Annotated in this window: 14 protein-coding genes and 1 pseudogene; 6 read left to right on the forward strand and 9 right to left on the reverse strand. The window is 68.9% G+C overall.

Annotation, left to right across the window (positions count from 1 at the left end):
• Positions 1–23: 23 nt before the first annotated feature.
• The 3 genes from ACIRPT_RS35575 to ACIRPT_RS35585 form a co-directional block, all read right to left on the reverse strand.
• Entirely contained in the window at positions 24–1160 is a 1137-nt protein-coding gene (locus ACIRPT_RS35575) for a WXG100 family type VII secretion target (RefSeq protein WP_403834990.1), read from the reverse strand.
• A gap of 3 nt (positions 1161–1163) precedes the next feature.
• A complete protein-coding gene (locus tag ACIRPT_RS35580) occupies positions 1164–1475 on the reverse strand; it encodes a hypothetical protein (protein ID WP_403834992.1) in 312 nt (103 codons plus the stop codon).
• Between the two features lie 2798 nt (positions 1476–4273).
• Entirely contained in the window at positions 4274–5338 is a 1065-nt protein-coding gene (locus ACIRPT_RS35585; protein ID WP_403834994.1) for an NAD(+)/NADH kinase, read from the reverse strand.
• A gap of 650 nt (positions 5339–5988) precedes the next feature.
• On the opposite strand from ACIRPT_RS35585, the gene ACIRPT_RS35590 reads away from it, so the two are divergent.
• On the forward strand, positions 5989–6687 hold the full coding sequence (locus tag ACIRPT_RS35590; RefSeq protein ID WP_403834997.1) for a hypothetical protein: 699 nt from the start codon (positions 5989–5991) through the stop codon (positions 6685–6687).
• On the forward strand, positions 6674–7339 hold the full coding sequence (locus ACIRPT_RS35595) for a Fic family protein (protein ID WP_403835000.1): 666 nt from the start codon (positions 6674–6676) through the stop codon (positions 7337–7339). Before ACIRPT_RS35590 ends, ACIRPT_RS35595 begins: the two co-directional genes overlap by 14 nt.
• Before the next feature lie 44 nt (positions 7340–7383).
• Here ACIRPT_RS35595 and ACIRPT_RS35600 read toward each other — a convergent pair whose 3' ends face one another.
• The gene (locus ACIRPT_RS35600) at positions 7384–9261 is read right to left on the reverse strand and encodes a sulfatase (RefSeq protein ID WP_403835003.1); all 1878 of its coding nucleotides are present in this window, start codon (positions 9259–9261) and stop codon (positions 7384–7386) included.
• 343 nt (positions 9262–9604) lie between these two features.
• On the opposite strand from ACIRPT_RS35600, the gene ACIRPT_RS35605 reads away from it, so the two are divergent.
• Positions 9605–10018, forward strand: coding sequence for a VOC family protein (locus tag ACIRPT_RS35605; RefSeq protein ID WP_403502455.1), 414 nt, complete (start codon positions 9605–9607; stop codon positions 10016–10018).
• A 132-nt stretch (positions 10019–10150) separates the two neighbouring features.
• Here ACIRPT_RS35605 and ACIRPT_RS35610 read toward each other — a convergent pair whose 3' ends face one another.
• Positions 10151–10735: a helix-turn-helix domain-containing protein gene (locus ACIRPT_RS35610; protein ID WP_403835006.1), complete on the reverse strand. Its 585-nt coding sequence runs from the start codon at positions 10733–10735 to the stop codon at positions 10151–10153.
• Positions 10736–10857: 122 nt separating this feature from the next.
• On the opposite strand from ACIRPT_RS35610, the gene ACIRPT_RS35615 reads away from it, so the two are divergent.
• Entirely contained in the window at positions 10858–11694 is an 837-nt protein-coding gene (locus ACIRPT_RS35615; RefSeq protein ID WP_403835009.1) for an EamA family transporter, read from the forward strand.
• Positions 11695–11959: 265 nt separating this feature from the next.
• Here the strand turns inward: ACIRPT_RS35615 and ACIRPT_RS35620 are convergent, their stop codons facing one another.
• From ACIRPT_RS35620 to ACIRPT_RS35630, 3 genes are all read right to left on the reverse strand, one after another.
• Positions 11960–13537 carry an alpha/beta hydrolase gene (locus ACIRPT_RS35620; protein WP_403835012.1) on the reverse strand — a complete coding sequence of 526 codons (1578 nt, stop codon included), beginning with the start codon at positions 13535–13537 and terminating at the stop codon, positions 11960–11962.
• Between the two features lie 550 nt (positions 13538–14087).
• The gene (locus ACIRPT_RS35625) at positions 14088–14648 is read right to left on the reverse strand and encodes a cysteine hydrolase family protein (RefSeq protein WP_403835014.1); all 561 of its coding nucleotides are present in this window, start codon (positions 14646–14648) and stop codon (positions 14088–14090) included.
• A gap of 19 nt (positions 14649–14667) precedes the next feature.
• A complete protein-coding gene (locus ACIRPT_RS35630; RefSeq protein ID WP_403835017.1) occupies positions 14668–15324 on the reverse strand; it encodes a TetR/AcrR family transcriptional regulator in 657 nt (218 codons plus the stop codon).
• Positions 15325–15435: 111 nt separating this feature from the next.
• Between ACIRPT_RS35630 and ACIRPT_RS35635 the strand changes: the two genes are divergently transcribed.
• Together ACIRPT_RS35635 and ACIRPT_RS35640 are read left to right on the forward strand one after the other, a co-directional pair.
• Positions 15436–15864 carry a nuclear transport factor 2 family protein gene (locus ACIRPT_RS35635; RefSeq protein ID WP_403835020.1) on the forward strand — a complete coding sequence of 143 codons (429 nt, stop codon included), beginning with the start codon at positions 15436–15438 and terminating at the stop codon, positions 15862–15864.
• The gene (locus ACIRPT_RS35640) at positions 15861–16706 is read left to right on the forward strand and encodes an NAD(P)H-binding protein (protein ID WP_403835022.1); all 846 of its coding nucleotides are present in this window, start codon (positions 15861–15863) and stop codon (positions 16704–16706) included. Before ACIRPT_RS35635 ends, ACIRPT_RS35640 begins: the two co-directional genes overlap by 4 nt.
• A 653-nt stretch (positions 16707–17359) precedes the next feature.
• Here ACIRPT_RS35640 and ACIRPT_RS35645 read toward each other — a convergent pair.
• Positions 17360–17459 (reverse strand): annotated as a pseudogene (locus tag ACIRPT_RS35645) (IS481 family transposase); the annotation flags it as partial.

Below are 17459 nucleotides of genomic sequence, written 5' to 3' on the forward strand. Positions count from 1 at the left end.
CCCTTCCCAGAACTCGTTCCCGGTCACTGTGGCTGAGCACGAGGAAGCTGTACCGCGCCATCCTCGTCCGTGACCGCGGCGCCCGCCTCGGGGGCCTGGTGGTGTTTGACCGTGTCCTCGACAACACCACCACCGGCGTAGACGATCCCGTTCGCGCCGATCTGATAGCCGTTGCGGGAGGCCGCTTCCGCTTGCTCGGGTGCGCGTCCGTGGGGGAACCGGCCCGCGTGATGGGCGCCCGCGCCGCCGGTGAAGGCGCTGGTCAAGGTGTCGGCGCCCACGGTGGCGTTCGGGTCGTCGTGCTCCGCCGCCCACGTACCGGCCGCGCTGGTGGCCGAGCCGGAGATGACCGTCTGGGCAGTTCTGGCGCCACCCGTCAGCCCTTCGCCGGTCAGCACCTTGTCGAAGGCGTTGGGGGCACCGTGCCTGCCCATGGAGCCCAGGCCCCTGCCCAGCGCTCCGGGGCCTGCCGCCACGCCACCTGCGATGACTGCGTTCCGCACGTCCTGCCCGGTGAGTCCGCCGCTTCCGGTGGCCCACTTTGTGCCCGCGGTCCCCACGAGGTTCATCGCGGAGTTCCTGAGGCCGTCCTGAATCAGCTTGGACAGCGCCTTGACGATCCGCATCAGGGTCTTGGAACCCTTGACGAGCTCAAGGACCGCGTTCTCGGCGCGCTCCGCAAGGGACGTGAACTTCTGTATCAGGCCGAGGATCTTCATGGCCCGGGCCCCGGACGCAGCCGCTGCCACCACGTCCGAGATGCCCGCCGTGACCACCGTCAACAGGGCACCGGCGAGCTCCGTCTCGGCGATCTCCAGGGCGATCTCGACGATCTCCTTGACGATCTCCTCGGCCTCGTCCGCATAGGCGTCGAGCTGCTTCTGTACGGCCGTGAAGTTCTTCGCGGTGTCCTGGAAGGCGTCGTACTGCTGCTTCCAGTGCTTCTTGAAGGCGTCGGCGGCATCGCCGTGCCAGGTGACGCCCACGACGGCGTCGACCCGCTGGTTCAGGTGCTCCGCAGTCTGGTGGAGGTCCTGGCCCAGGCTCTGCCAGCGGCCGGCGATGGCACGCAGGGTGGTCGGGTCGCCTCCCGGCCAGGGGATGTCGATCATCTCGAGGACGGGCACGACCTTGTCGACGAGGTAGCTGTTCAGGCTCATCGGTCAGGCCCCCATCGTCGCGCTGGTGTGCCGGTCGACGCCCTCGTAGTTGCCGGCGGTCTGGTGCAGACCGGAGCTGTTGCTGGAGAGCAGCAGGGCAAGTTCGGTCAGCCCTTCGCCGGTGTGGTGGACCATCTCCAGATACTGCGAGGTCACGCCAGTGCAGGCGCCCAGCAGCCCGAACGCCTCACCGACCTCGAAGACGCTTCCCGCGAAGCTCGCGATGCGCCCCGAAAGTTCGTCGGCGGCGGACCGAAAATCGCCGGCCAGGGCCCGCAATCCGTCCGGATGCGCCTGGAAAAGCTCTGTCGGCATGTGCCGCTCCCCCCGGTCGTCTCTTCTCCGTAGCCGCCCGCACGGTCTCGAAGGGCGCGGGCGACGGACAGGACGGTATGACGTCGCCCCTTCGAAGACGGGAAGTGCAGTGCCGATCTTGATCCGTCTCTTACGCTGCCCATCCGGCACGTTGGGTGGGTACGCGTACGACGTGCGGCCCGTACCTCGAGCCGTGTACGAGTTGCCGGAACCCGCCATGGCCAGAGCTGAGTTGGCATGCGGCGCCGAGTGCGTGATCACTAGGGACCCGCCGTTGACCTCTCTGCGAGGGGCACGGGGGGCCCGTCGTCCATACGCTGTTTTGACGCGGTGTCGCGGTGTCGCGGGACGCTGTGTGCGGTGAGGCGGTCGGAGTGTGCTGCCCGCACGGCGGGGAGGGGCACGGCTTGGCCACCGGCGCAACTACGGTGCCTGGTTGCGGGATCGGCCGGCGCACCTGTGGGGAAGGTTAGACACCGACCATGACCCTGCTGTGAGCTCTATGCCTTCAAGAACGCCAGGGTGTCGGGATTGAGGATCTCCGGATGAGTCGACAACATGCCGTGGGGGAGCCCCTCTCAGAGGGGTCCGAGAGGGCAGGGCCGCTTGGCAGTTCGGGTGACGACACCGTTCGAGCATCTGGCGGTCCCGGTTTTGCTGTTGCACGCGCTCGCGTCCCTGGAGCCCAAGTGGGCTTCTCCATCGCGTGATTGCCTCGCGAAATCACCTGGCGTTGATTCCACCATCGCCCACTTCTCGGTTGCCCACGCCGAAGGGCGCGTTGCACAACGACTCCGGCGCGTGGCTCCAGCCACGATTGGCACCGGCGATGACGTCAACACGTCTGTTTCGCTTGCTCCTTGTAGTTGTCGGCGAGCTTGGAAAGGAAGCGGGCGGTGCACGCTCTGACTGTTCTGCAACATGTTTATGAGTGTCCCCCAGGAGGTAACTACCGGCCCACCTATGAGTGGACCCGCGTACGAGAGGCTGCGAATCCGTGACACCCGGCGAATTCGGACGGTGTGTTACCTCGAATGAACGGTGCCCGGCGTCTTCTGGTGTCGGCGTGATCGGGCTTCGAGAGTAAGGCGGCGCGGGGCGGGATATGGCGGCAGACTGCCTGAATTCGTTTGGCCCGAAAAGCTGAAAATTCCAGAGCGTAACCACTTGCCACTTTGTGTATACATCGAGGGAAAAATTACTGGATCTTTCACATTTTTCCGTTTGATTTTGGTTCGTGCTGCGGCGTAGCGTGGAGAGTGGCCCAACGGAGAGGATGAAACATCGTCCAAGGGATTCAAGGAGGCAAGCGATGAGCTTCCGAAGGCTTCTCCCTCTCAGGTTTAGGAACGACTGCGGCGATTGGGGTTACTGGGGCGGACGCGGCTACGGCTACGGCTACGGGCGCGGACGCGGATTCGGCTACGGACGCGGCTTCGGCTACGGACGCGGCTTTGGTCGCGGCGGCTTCGGTCGTGGTGGCGGATTCGGCCGAGGAGGTCGTTTCTGAGGCCAGCGGCCCCATAGCATGATATTCAAGGCCGGTCCCCGTGCACGAGGGCTGGCCTTGTGAGTTGCTGGGTTGCCGCTGAGAGCCTGCTCGAATGCCCCGATGCCCGACGTGTATTGGCCGTATCGGTGTGTGACCCGATGCGGCATTCTGCATTTTGAGTCACTGCCGTCGGGGGTGACGATCGACGATCTCATCGCCGGGAATTTTTCGTCACGTTGCGCGGTTCGCTGCCGGCGGTGACACCACGGGCGCACTCGCTCCGTGGAATCGAGTTTCACCCATGCGGTCGTTGCGTCAACGTCCGCGCGGCCGTCTTGCCGAAGGCCTTTCCGAGGTGTTGCGAAACACCAACGCTGCGTGAGGAGCTTTACGTCCACACGCAGCGCGCTTCCGGGCCTTCCATGCCAGCCGGACTATTAATTATTCTCTTCGACCGCTCGCATGGCAATACCTGCTGTGCGCCCGGCGCCGTACTGCACGCCATTTCTGTCTGGTTGCATTACGCGGCCTACTGGTTGCGTAGTGATGTCCCCCGGCCGTCGATCCGGCCGGGGGACCGAGAAGCGATATCCGGCAGTCGATGTAAGGGCGTGTGGCTGCTTGTTCGGCTCCGTGGGGCGGCAGGTCGGAATGCACGGGTCACCATGCACGGGACGCCACCATGCACGGGACGGCAAAGCCGCTGAGAGTCGAAGCGAGCGGGCCTGGAGGCCGGGTGCAGCTGGACCTTGAGCGCGTTCTCTGTCCTGGCGTTGCCGCCGTGGAGTGTTTCACGGCACCGAAGGCCACGGCCCGGTGTGGTCGCGGCCCGTGCCATCGCCATGCTGGTGAACAACGCCGAGCTCGCTATGTGTACGGTCGGTGCCCATCGGTGACCTTTGCAGGTCAGCCGCCGGATCCGCTGACCATGGCAACTCACAAGGCCTTACCGGCATCCAGTCGTCGGCACCCGCACCCTCGACGACCAGCAGTTCTCCGTCGGCACCCACCCGACCTGCTCCCGGTCGCCTCTGCCTCGGCGCCCGACTCCCCCTCCGGTGAGGCGCTTCGCTACCTCCTGCAGGGGCGACCGCCCGTACCACAGACCGGAACGGCGACCGCACCACCGACCCCAACAGCCGCCGCCAGGCGACACCTCCGGGCACGCTCCTCGGCCGCCCACCCGAGCCGACGCGGGCTGCCGGTCGGCAGTCGACACTCAAGGGCAGGCACGGCACATCGTCGTCCGGCCGCACCCGCCGCGGCATCGTCCGTGCCCACGGGGCGTCGATGCGCGCAGCTCGGATCAGCCGACGTCCGCGGGCGGGGGCGGAAGGCGCAGGTGCGCGAGGTCCTCGGGGGCCGGTGTGGTGTGGGGCCACAAGGGGGTGGTGGCGGCGTCGTCTGCGGCGGGCGCGTCGGTCAGGCGCATGCGTTCACGCAGCCTGCCGTAGAAGTCGGCCGGTCCGAGCCGTACGACGCGCAGGCGCTGTGGAGCCGCGTAGACGCCGATCCAGTCGCCCGGATCCAGGACGCCGCGCAACTGGCCGTCGACGCTCACCGCCGCGCGGCCGGAATGGCCCAGGACGCGTAGGGCGACGGCCTCGTCGGGTGCGGCGACCACCGACCGGTTGAAGGTCATGTGCGGAGCGACCGGGGTGAAGACGATGGCGTCGGCTCCGGGGGAGATGACGGGGCCGCCGGCGGCGAAACTGTAGGCGGTGGATCCGGTGGGTGTGGCGACCAGAACGGCGTCGGCGGAGTAGGAGGCGAGCAGTCGGCCTGCCAGGTACACGCCGAGGGAGACCTGCCGGTCGCGTGCCAGTTTCTCCAGGACGATGTCATTGAGGGCCGTGACGTTCAGGGCCACACCCCAGTCGGCGGCGACGGCGCAGTCGGGGCGCACCGGCGGAGGCGGCAGCGCGGGCCCCCGGCCGTAGCGCAGGAGGGATTCCATTCCCTCGGGGAGGGTCAGCGGACAGGACGCCCGCATCGTCAGCATCAGGCGGGTCTCGACGTCCACTTGGCCGCGATGGATGGCGTCCAGCGCGCACTCGACGTCGTCGGCCGGGACCTCGGTCAGGAAGCCGAGGGTTCCCAGGTCGACACCGAGGACAAGCGCGTCGTTCTGCGCGGCCAGGCGTGCTCCGCGGAGGAAGGTGCCGTCTCCTCCGAGCGTGACGATCAGGTCGGGGCTGCCGGAAGCCTCGACCTCTTCCAGAGCGTCCCGCCGTGCTTCGTCCTGACTCCACACATCGATGGCGACGCAGCCGACGTCCTGGCGTTCGCACCACCGTCGGACGACGTCGGCGGCCGCCGTGGCGGCGGGGCGCCCCCCGTGGACGACGATGCCTACCCGTTGCACGCTCACGCAGCGCCCTCTCTCTCCGGATACCCTGCTCGCCCGCCGCTCCGCGGACCGGGTCCGGAAGGTCGGCCGCTTCCCGTCCGTCCCGCCAACCGGCCATGCGCTACGAGCGCATCCGGCGTACCGGGACACCCAGCCGGCGAGCGGACCGCATCCTGTGCCGACGCACCGTCCCGGACACCGATGCCCCGCAGCCCGATAGGTAGCCATTTGGGGACATATATTCTCTTGCTGGGCATCTTAACGGGCACCTCGATCTTCGCGCGGGTGGCCGGAGTGCACGTTCCGTGGCGATGACCGGCCCGTGCGTCGATCCGTACGGCTTCTCCCTCTCCGGCTCTGACGACGGACGCCGCGGGGGCGGAGCGGCACCCGCGAGATGCTGGAGCCATATGCCAAAGGCAAGGCAAGTCATCCGCGTCGTATACGTACGCCGTTTACGTACGCCGATGCCTTCGGCGGGCCGAAGCGGCAGTGCCGCTCTCCGGTGCCTGTCGGGTTCCGGTCCTGAAAAACATTCGCTAATCCGGGCTCCGCGGACCGAAACTGATGGCCCCATCGCTGCAGACAGAAAAGCGGGTGCGGCACTGACGTACAACCGAGACACCTTGCCGTTCCCCGAGAACCGCGTACCTCCCCTCTCCTTGAGGTCCATGCTGCACTGGGACAATCTCGACCCGGCCCGCCACCCCTTCACATGGGACGAGGACGAAGAAGCCCGCCTGTGCGCGCTGGTCCGCGAATGGGTGCCACCGGTGCTCTCCGGCATGGCGGGCTCGTGGGAAGGCGAATACTGGTGCGCGCGCCAGGTGGACGCGATCATCCGGGAGCGCTATGGGAACTGGGCTCAGGGATGGAACTGGTGTTACCGGTACGGCGGCGTCATCGGCAGCTGGGTCACCGGGCCCTCCTCGGTGACGACCCCCGATGAGACCGCAGCCCGCGCCGTAGCCGCGCTGCTGGAGTGGCGGGAGTGGTTGGAGAGGCTGGCTCAGCGATTTGTGGAACTGGCGCCGCCGCCAGAAGCCTCGCCCGAGGATCGCAGCTGGCATCTGGAGCGGGCCACCGTCCGGTTGGTGACACTCGCACTGGACTCGGGCGCGGAGGGCGGCTGGCACGGGCAGGCGGGACTGGTCCTGCGCTGGTTCCTCACCACCACCGGTATGAACCAGGACGACGCCGGCCAGGCGGTGGAGACCGCGATCGGCGGCCGGTTCGAGAGCTGGGTCACCCCGGGACGGACACTGATCGAATCGGTCGGTGAGGACCTCGCCGTCGCCCTCACCGGCCATGTCCCGTACCAGGACCACCGCGAGCGGGCCGCCCTGGAGGAGTTCCATGACCGCTACTGACAGCCTCACGACCTGGCTGCGCGTGCGCCGCGAGACCGACTGGCACCGAGCGCCCGCCTTGCGGCGGAGTCTGCCTGCGGCGCGCGACGGGTTCCGGGCTTGGTGCGAAGGACCGGTCCGCCGGCGGGACGCCGTCCGCGCCGAGCGCCTGCTGTCCGCCCACGCTCTGGCCGTCGCCGATGCCGCCCGCCGCGCTCCGCTGGACTTCGCCCTGCTGGCCGGTTGGCAGCGAGAGGTCCTCGGAGAGGCAACGGCACCGTTCCGTACGGGGGACGCCTATGCGAAGGCCGGCAGGGAGCGCTACGGCCTGACCCCGCGCACCCAGGCCGACTTCGCCGCGTGCCTGCGCGAGGCGACCGAGCCGGGGGTCCCGCTCGCGGCCCGCGCGGCCCGCGCGTACCTCGACGTGGCGTTCTTCCACCCTTTCACCGACGGCAATGCCCGTGCGGCCCTGCTGACGTTGATCCACATCCTGGCCCGCGAGGACATCGTCCTTCCAGAGGTCGGCCCCCTCCAGACGACCCGCTATGCGGACGACCCGGTGGGCGCCGCCGACCTGGCCACCCTCGTCGGCGTACTCAACCGCCGCCGGTCACCTCGCCCTCGGCAACTGCCCCATCCTCCCGGGGAGGCAGCGGCGCGCACGCCGTAACCGCAGCCGGCTGGAGCGTTGTCGGTGTTCTCGGGGCCTTCCCGTTACGAGGTGGGCCGGGACGGAGCGGAACCGGGCTGTGGTCCGTAAGCGGTCAGGAAGCGGTTGCGGAAGGTGTCCATGCGCCAGACCGGTGCGTGCGGGCCGGGCCTGAGGCCGGGCGTCCAGTGCCAGCCGGAGATGCGCTTCAGCACCGCCGGGTCGTGGGCGACGAGCGTGACCGGGACGTCACGGCTGGCGTGGTCGCCGGAGACCTTCGCGAGGGGCTGGTGGTCGCCGAGGAAGACGAGGACGGTGTTCTTGGTGCCGTACTTCTGCAGGTACGAGATCAGGCTGTGCAGCGAGTACTGGATGGACTTGCCGTACTCGGTGCGTATTTGGGCGGTGTGCTGCCAGACGTCCACGGGGTTCCTCCCCGCCTTGTTGACGGCGTGGTAGACCGAGCCGTCACCGATCTCGTCCCAGCCGATCATCTTGGGGAGGGGCGCCCAGGGGTTGTGGCTGGAGGTGAGGATGACGAACGACATCAGCGGCTTGGCTCGCCGCCCGGTCTGCTCATTGGTGTGGTCCCTGCCGTGTTCCAGGCGCTCGAAGGCCGACAGCGCATACTGGTCGGGCATCGTTGACCAGCTGAATTTCGGACCTTTGTAGCCGAGGTCACGGGAGCCGTAGACGCGGTCGAGGCCGTAGAAGGACCCCTCCGGCCAGCCCTTGGTGAGGCCCGGCATGATGCCGACCGTTCGCCATGCGCCGGTGCGTTTGAAGGCGCTGGTGAGGGTCAGGTGGTCGCCGGCGGTGAGGGTGCGGTAGCGCTGTTGGTTGTCGATCCACAGGCCCGACATGAACGTGGAGTGGCCCAGCCAGCTGCTCCCGCCGTAGGTCGACGAGGTGAGCCAGCCGCTCCGCGCGGAGTACCCGGCCGCGCGCAGCCGTTTGGTTCCGTCCGTGAGGGCCGCGTCGACTCCCGGCGCCATCAAGGGGTCTTCGATGGCGCTGCGCCCGTAACTCTCTATGAACGTGAAGATGACGTCCTTGCCGCGCAGTCCGGTCAGCAACCGGTCGCCCGGGGTCTCGCGGAACGTGTCGGTGCCGGCTTCCTTTGCGAACGCCTGCTCGTCCGCCAGGCTCGCCCGCACCTGCTGCGCCCGGTTCTGTATGAGCCCGGCTGTGGTCTCCGCGGCCACCGGCACGCCGGCGACTTGCACGCCGAGGGCCGTGCAGGCCACCCAGACGGTCCCGAGTGCCAGGGTGATACGGGTCGCGGTTGCGCTGTGCCGGGCCACGAGATTGCCGAGCCGAACGACCGCCAGCGTCATCAGGACGAGCAGGGCGAGAACGAGGGCCAGGGCTCCGATCGCGACACCGCTCGCCTTCGCCCGGCCGATCGAGTCCTGGAGGAACGATTCGCCATCCTCGAGCAGGATCCAGTCGAACACCGGATTGAACCCTCGGCCGAGCGTCTCGTTGAAGCCGATGTCGACGAGGTTGAGCACCGTCAGCAGGCCGAGACCGGCACCGGCGAAAGCAGACGCCACCCGCCTCGCCTTCGGTGGGAGGACGAGCAACAAGGCGGCACCGAAGATGCCTTCCACCGGGATGCGCGCGAACTCACCGGGGGTGAGGAGGGTGAGCTGATTCGGCAGGAGGAGGGCGAGGGGGACGAGGAGGGCGGAGAGGGCCGTGGTGGCGCATGCCAGGGCCCGCGCGGTGGACGGGTGACGGTCGCGCCAGGTGCCGCCACCAGCGACGTCGCTGCCCGCGGAGCTGTCGTTCGGGATCCGCTTCCCAGGCCCGTCCGGTGGCGGGCCCGCGTCCGTGAGTTGCTCCGCGGCCGTGACTGCCTCGTCTGCCTCGTCTGCCTCGTCTACCGCGACCGCTGCGGCCGCATTCGGCTGCTGATGAATGCGCGGGGAGAGTGACAACGCGAAGGTCCTTCCGTGCGGGGCCCGGTGGTGGCACGGCAGACAGGACCTGCGAGACCAGAGCCGCCGCCCCTTTCTATACGGGCGGGCGGCGGATTCTGTTCAATCCCAAGGCATCGCCAACTGGTTTGCTCCGCCGGGTGTCCCGAGTCGGAGATTCGGCGTCAGTCGGCGGCGACTTTGTCGAGGGCCTGGATGGAGTGGCGGACGTGGACGCCGCGGCGGAGAGTGGAGGGGCCTGGGCGTGCTCCTCCGGTCGGTGACGGGCTTCATCGGCTGCCGTTGTCAGTGCCCCCGGCTAGTCTGCGGACGTCCGATGGTTTTCTCCGTTCAGGGAGGGATTATGGCCTCGCGTCTCAACCCGTACCTCAGCTTCGGCGGCGACGCCCGGCAGGCGATGGAGTTCTACCGGGAGGTCTTCGGCGGCACGCTGGCGGTGCACACCTACGGCGAATTCGGGCAGGCCGGCACACCGGAGACCGACGGGATCATGCATGGCATGCTGGAGACTCCCAGTGGTTTCACCCTGATGGGTGCCGACGCCCCGCCGGGGATGGAACACACGCCGGGCGACAACTTCTCGGTGAGCCTCAGTGGCGACGACGACGCCGAGCTGCGTGGCTACTGGGAGAAACTGTCCTCCGGCGGCTCCGTGGCGGTGCCCTTGGAGAAGCAGATGTGGGGCGACGTATTCGGCATGTGCACGGACCGGTTCGGAATCCGCTGGATGGTCAACATCAACGAGCCGCAAGGCTGAGCGGCGGGCGTGCACGGCCTGTGGTGAGCGTGCACGTGCACGTCGTCGGGCTGGAGCAGGTGACCCGTACGGCTACCGAGGCTCCGGGGCGGGCGGGCGCCGGCCGCGCCTGCGGCCTTGGCGGCTTGCGGCTCACGGATTGGTCGCAGGGCCCGGCGGGATGTGGACGGTCATGATGAAGTGGCAGGTCTTGGTGCCGTCGCCCCGGTAGGTGTGGGGGGCGTCGGCGTCGAAGGTGGCGGTCTGGCCGGCTTCGACGGGGTGCTCGGCGCCGTCGACGACCAGGGTCATCCGGCCGGCGGTGACGGAGACGGTTTCGACGACTCCGGCCTGGTGGGGGTGGCTCGGGTACTCCTCCTCCGGTTCGAGCATCCAGCGCCAGACCTCGACCGGGGCCGGGCCCGAGGTCGTCAGCATGAGACGGGCCTCACTCCCTTCCGCTCCGGTCCACAGGGGCTTGACGGCGTCGGCGGACACGACGCGGACGCGGCCTTCGGCCGGGCCTTCCATCAGGGCGGAGACGGAGACGCCGAGGGTGTCGGCGAGGCGGATCAGAGTGGCGAAGTTCGGGTTTCCCTGAGCCTTCTCCAGCCCGACCAAGGCGCCCTTGCTGACCTTGGCGCGTCGGCCGAGTTCGTCCAGGGAGAGGCCGGCGCGCTGGCGGGCCGTCCTGACGTTGTGCGCAAGAGTCCGCAGAGCCTTCTCCGCCTCGGCCATCCGATCGCCTTCCTTGCAAGTGGACCACTTCGATGCACCGCCCGGTCGTTTGGTTGACATCATCCGGTCGGTTCACTGTACGGTTCGGTCGTTCCATCGAAATCATAAGGGATGTACGTACCGTGATCGCTCTATTGCTGGCCCTGGGCAGCTCCCTCGCCTACGGGTGCGCCGACTTCCTCGGCGGCCTCGGCTCCCGCAAGGCGCACGTGCTGCGCACCGTGATGGTCGCGGCTCCGGCCTCGCTCGCGGTCGAACTGCTGCTGTGGCCGTTCCTCGGCGCCTCTTTCAGCACCGGCGCTCTCGCCTGGGGCGCCGCCTCCGGGGTCGCCTCGGCCGCCGCGTTCGCTCTGCTCTACCGGACCCTGGCGATCGGCCCGATGAACGTGCTCTCGCCCGTCACCGCGCTGGTGTCCGCCATGCTGCCCGTCGGCGTGGGCCTGCTGCAGGGCGAACACCTCGGCATGGCCGGGATCGCGGGTCTGCCGCTCGCCCTGGTCGCGGTCGTCCTGGTCAGCGCCGGGCACGCCGCCGGATCGGCCCGCCCCTCGCGCACCGCGTTGCTGATGGCCTTCGGCGCGGGCGGCGCCATCGCCCTGCAGCTGATCTTCCTGCACCAGGCACCGTCGGACAGCGGCGTGGCCCCGTTGATCATCGGCCGGGCGGTCTCCTCGGCCGTCACCCTGGCCGCGGCCGGTCTGTTGTACCGCAGGCTCGGTTCCGAGAAGCCCGCCTACGGGATCTCGGCCACCGCGGGTGTGCTGGACTCGGTGGCGAACCTGCTGTTCCTGCTCGCCGCCCGCAGCGGGGACCTCGCCGTCGTCGCCGTGATCACCGCCCTCTACCCGGCCGGCACCGTCCTGCTCGCCCGCAGCGTGCTCGCCGAACGCATCCATCGCGGCCAGCTCGTCGGACTGGGCACCGCCGCCGTCGCCGTCAGTCTCCTCGCCCTGACCTGAACCCACCTCGGGGTTCGGTCATCGCCACCGTCCGTAGCGGGGCGGGGTAGGGAGTCGCTGACCGGGATCGTGAGGGGGGTACGGCATGCCCCTCCGGCACCTTCACCACCAGGCCTTGCCCAGCCCACCATGTGACTGTTCATGCCCGGGTCGGTGAGATGGAGATGGGGCGGGGTGATCTGAGAGATGCCAGCCATGCCGGGGTCCTGGCTGTCACCACAGCCAGGGCCCCATGCGTGACGTGACAGCTTGGTGAGCGACGGGGTCAGAAGCCAGGCACTCCCGGGGCGGGTTGCGGCGTCGGCACCATGCCCTTGCGCGGGCCGCGGTTCTGGTTGCCGGACACTTCGCAGGTGACGTCGCGCGCCGGGAGCCGTCCGCTGCTCAGGTAGGCGTTGACCGCGCGGTTGGCGCAGGCGCGTGGGTCCCCGTAGTAGACGCCGTGGCCCTCGCCGCCCTTGACGTACACCATGCGCGAACCCTTCAGGGCGCGGTGCATGCCCAGACCGCTGGCCAGCGGCGTCTGGGAATCCCACTGGTTCTGGACGGTGAGCAGGCGGGCGTTGTGCACGGCCGTGACCGGCTCCGCCGGCTTCTTCCAGAAGGCGCAGGGCGTGATGTTGGAGCCGAAATCGCCGTACAGCGGGTATCGGGCCTTGTTTCGGATCGCGTCACGCCGGTACTGGTCGGGGTCGCGCGGCCAGGCCGCGGTGTCGCCACAGACTACGGACCAGAAGACGGCGGTCGAGTTGTCGGCCGGGAGTTGCTCGTCGGGCGCTGTGGAGCGGCGTGGGTCCGTGGCGTCGTCCGGTGTCGCGGAGTTGCGCGAGGCGGGTTTGCCGTCGGCGGCCTTCTTCAGACCGACGACGGATTTGGCGGCGCTCTCCGGGCTGAAGAACTGGCGACGCAGCGCGGCCCGGATGTCGTCCCCGTTGAGCTTCTCGCCCTCGTACGGGATCGGATCGCGGTCGGCTCGGGCGATCAGGTCCCAGAACGTCTTCTTCACCGCGGCCGGGGTGTCACCGAGTCGGTAGGTGTGGTTGCGCTGAGCGGTCCACTTCGTCCAGCGGGTGAACGCGGGCTCGGTGCCCTCCGCCCACACCTGGATCATGCCGCGCCAGACCCGGGCGGGGTCGACCGCGCTGTCCAGTACGAAGCGGTCGGTCCGCTGGGGGAACATCTGGGCGTAGACGGCGCCCAGGTACGTGCCGTACGAGTAGCCCAGGTAGGAGATCTTCTTCTCGGCCAGTACGGCGCGGATGACGTCCATGTCACGGGCGGTGTTGCGGGTGGTGAGGTACCGAAGTACGTCGCCGTTCTTGGCGCGGCACTTCTCGGCGACGGTTCGTGCCCAGGTGACGTCACGTTTGAACGTCTCGGGTCTGTAAGGGTGTTCGATGTTCTGTTCCGCCGCCGTCAGACCGCAGGTGACCGGAGTGCTCCGTCCCACACCGCGGGGGTCGAACCCGATCAGGTCGTACTGCTGACGGACCTTCTTGGGCATCATGTCGTTCATCATGACCGGCATGGACAGGCCCTCGCCGCCCGGACCACCGGGATTGAAGAGGATCGCCCCGTGCCGCTGGCCCGAAGTGCCGGCCTTCATACGGGAGATGGCCAGCTTGATGGTCTTGCGGGTGGGGTGGCTGTAGTCGAGCGGCACTTCGATCGCTGCGCACTGATACGCGGCGGGCTGCGACGTGTCGCAACGATGCCACGCGGGGTGCTGGCTCCGGAACCTCTGCAGCGGGTCCGCAGTGGCTGCATGCGCCGGGGTGAGGGCGGGGAGCAGCGTCGCCGTGACCCCCACCGCGAGCACGGGTGCTAAGCGTCGTATTCGCACGTTATCCGTTCCTTCCGATCAACTTCGCGGAAGAAACGACCATTTCGCGTCGGGGCATGCCGGCGAATCCCTCCGCAGGGTGAATAGGACGATCTTGATCCGACTCCTGGCGGACGGGAAGAAAGACCTGCGGAGGAGAACCGGAAGGCGCCGGCCGCCATCCCCGGTGAGCGACGGCGACGTGCGCCGGGCGGCCGGCTGACCGGGAGTGGGTGGGCCTGGGCGGGCCGCGATGGTCACGCCCGGGTCGCCTCCGCGGCTAGGGGGGTGGCGAATGCATGGACTCCGTCCTACGGCAGCCGATGAGCGGACGCGACTCCACACGACCGATCGGCCGTGCCTGGCCACGCGGCCGATCCGGCCGCGTACGGACTGCCGGCCGCGGGTGTGAACCGGCGGTTGTCGCCGCCATGAGCCGAACGAAGTACGTACGGCTTCGCCCGCCGCTCGTTCGCCGGACGGTACGGCGGTCGCGGCCGGGGGCGTTCGGGGACCCTCGCGCTCCGGGCCTCCGGGACCGGCTCGCCGACCACCGGGACCAGATCTGCCGCTATTGAGGTGGGAGCGTCCTGAGCCAGTCGTCCACGGTGACCACATCCGCCCACTGCGGGAACAGTCGCTCGACGAGAACCCGGTGCACCTCCGCGTCGGTGTCCAGACAGCCGTCGGAGAGGACGGTCAGGCCGAAGTCCAGGTCGTTCGCCTGGCACAGGGTGGACAGCACCACAGCGCTGGTGGCGATGCCGGTGAGCACGAGGCTGTCGATACCGCGCGCCCTCAGCACCACGTCGAGATCGCTGCCCGAGAAGGCGCTCGCCCGTCTCTTGGTGACCACCACGTCGCCCGGCCGGGGCGCGACGTCGGGGTGGATCTCGGTGCCCGGGGCGCCCTCGACGAAGAGGCCGGCCCGTGCGATGGCAGCGAGAGGCTTGTTGCGCGTGCCGACTTCAGGGAAGCCGGGACGTAACGCGATGACCACGTAGATCACGGGGATGTTCGCGGCCCGGGCCCCGTCGATCGCCCTGTGCAGGCGCGTCAGGTAGCCGGAGCCGTCGTCGGCGATGTCCACGATGGCCTGTTGAACGTCCATCACAAGAAGGGCGCTGCTCATGTCGTCTCCAGGAACGAAGTCAGTTCGGCGTGGAAGCGGGCCGGGTTTTCTTCACATCGGATTGTTCGTCGGACGGTCCTCGTCGAGCGCGGGCGCCGAGGACTCCGGCGGTGAAGTCCGCCAGGCGCTGGCGCAGTTCCTCGCGTGGCACCCCCTTCTCGCCGGCCAGGTATTCGACGAGGTCGGCCCGGGTGGCGGCGAGCAGCGCGTGGGCGGTGAAGTCGGCGGAGCCGAGGTCGGCAGGTGCCGGGATCTGCTGCAACAGATCCCGGAGCAGGGTGTGCCAGCGCTCGTAGTGAGCCGTCCGGTAAGGGCTGTCCCCGCCCGTTCCCTCCAGGGCCAGCGCGAGGTGGCGATTGTCGAGCTTGAAGCACAGGACGGCGTCGAGCAGGGCCGGTACGCGCTGAAGGGGTGGTGCGGCGGGTCCCAGCGGCGGCGGGCCCTCTTCGACGGCGTTGCTGAGGGGTTCGAGTCGCGCCTCGTACAGGGCGCGGATCAGCCCGGTGCGGTCGCCGAAGGCGCGGAAGAGGGTTCCCTTGCCGACGCCGGCCGCTGCCGCGATGTCGGCCATGGTGATGTCTTCGGGGCTCTGGCATTGGGTGAAGAGGGTGTCGGCGGCCGCGAAGACGGCTGCCCGGTTACGGGCCGCGTCCTTGCGTGGCTTGCGTTCGGGCACGGGGTACCTCCAGTTGCGATACGGACCGGCGGTCCGTATCGTTCACGGGGAAGAAGCGGACCGGTGGTCCGAATTCTATGAGATGGAAAACCACACGGGATGGAGACCGTCATGGTCGCAACCACCTCACCGGCGGATCTGTACCGCCACAGCCTGCGCCTGCTGCTGGACAAGGACATTCCCGCCTGGGTCGACCTGTGGGCCGAGCACGGCGTGATGGAGTTCCCCTTCGCGCCCCCGGGCCGGCCCGAGCGGCTGGAGGGCCGTGACGCCATCGCCGCCTACGTGCGGGACTACCCCGACCACATCGACCTGCACGACTTCCCCGACCTGCGGATCCATCAGACGACCGCCCCCGAGACCATCGTGGTCGAGATGCGCGGCGTGGGACGCATCGTCGAGACGGGTGAACCCTTCGACATGACCTACATCGCCGTGGTGGCCGTCCAGGGCGGGCGCTTCACCTCCTACCGGGACTACTGGAACCCCCAGTCCGTCCAGGCGTCCGGCCTGGACTTCGCCGGGAGCGGCGTCCGATGACCGCCACCGGCACCACCTTGGTCATCGGGGCCACCGGCACCACGGGCAGCCGTACCGTCGCGCAGCTGATTGCCGCCGGCCACCGGGTCAAGGCCGCCGGTCGCCGTGCCACCCCGCTTCCGGGCGCGGAACCCGTCCGCTTCGACTGGTACGAACCGGCCACCTTCGGCGACGCCCTCATCGGAGCCGACCGCGTGTACCTCGTTTCCCCTGTGGGAGACCCGGACCCGGCCGCCGTCATGCTGCCCTTCCTCCAACAGGCCCGTACCGTCGGCGTACGCCGTGCCGTACTCCTCAGCTCCTCGGCCATCCCTGAGGGCGGGCCGGCGGTGGGGACGGTGCACCAGGCCCTGCCCGGCCTGTTCGACGAGTGGGCGGTGCTGCGGCCCTCCTGGTTCATGCAGAACTTCACCGGCACGCACGCCCACGCCGACAGCATCCGCGAGCACGGCGTCATCCTGACCGCCGCCGGAACCGGCCGGGTCGGATTCGTCGACGCCGACGACATCGCCGCCGTCGCCGTACGTGCCCTCACCGACGACCGCGCGCCCGACACCGACCTGGTCCTGACGGGGCCGGAGGCGCTCAGCCACGACGACATCGCCGCGATCGTCACCCAGGTCACCGGCCGCCCCGTGGCCCACCGCCAGCTGACCCATGACGACATGCGTGACCGGCTGGCCGCGGTGATGCCGCGGGAGTTCGCCACGATGCTGGCCGGCATGGACCGCGCCATCGCCGGGGGAGCCGAGGACCGGACCACTGACTCCGTGCAGCGCGTCACCGGGCGCCCACCGCACGGTTTCCGGGCGGTCGCCGAACGGGAGTTGTCCGTTCGGTAGCCGTCTCCGCTGTTCACCAGAAGCCGGGTGTCTCTTTCACGGCCGTCTCGTCAAGCGGCGCCGGAGATCAGTCCGACTCGGGAGGCTAGGACAACCGCCTGCACGCGGTCGTGCAGGCCGAGTTCGGCCAGGATGCGCGACACGGGGATGCGGCCCAGCGGTGCGTCGGCCCGGTCGACGATCGCCGGCTCAGTCCAGGACCGTGGTGGCCTCCACCTCGACCAGATGCTCCGGAACGTCCAGTGCCGCGATGCCGATCATGACGATCGACGGCATGTGCGACTGGACCCATACGTACCTGGCTCGCATCGAGGACTCGCGGCGCCGCTTCAACGGCTAGGTCGTGTCCGCAAACTCCCGTTGTTGCCCGTAGGGCGGGCTTGCGGCGTCTGGTGCACTGCACTCGCTTCGCTCGCTCCGTCTCGGCTCTTCGATGCGATCTCCGGATGCCGAGCTGCATCGCAAGGCGCAGGTGCGCCCGCAATGGGGGTCGCCCCGCGCCCTTAAGGCGTGGGGGAGGTTCTCTGCGGGTGTGCCGACAACGCCGCGTGGGGGTGCCCCCAGCGTTAGCTGGGGGAGTGCCGTGCCTGGGGGCACCTCCCAGCGTTAGCTAGGGGAGCGTCGCGAGCCAGGCGGGAGTTTGCGGACACGCCCTAGTTGTATTGATCCGCAGCGTTGTTCACGCGGGTGATGGGCGGTTTCCCGTCCAGTGCGGTGTGGCATCGGTGGTGGTTGTAGGTGTGGAGGAAGTCT

Source organism: Streptomyces sp. NPDC101227, assembly GCF_044767545.1.
Classification (GTDB): Bacteria; Actinomycetota; Actinomycetes; order Streptomycetales; family Streptomycetaceae; genus Streptomyces.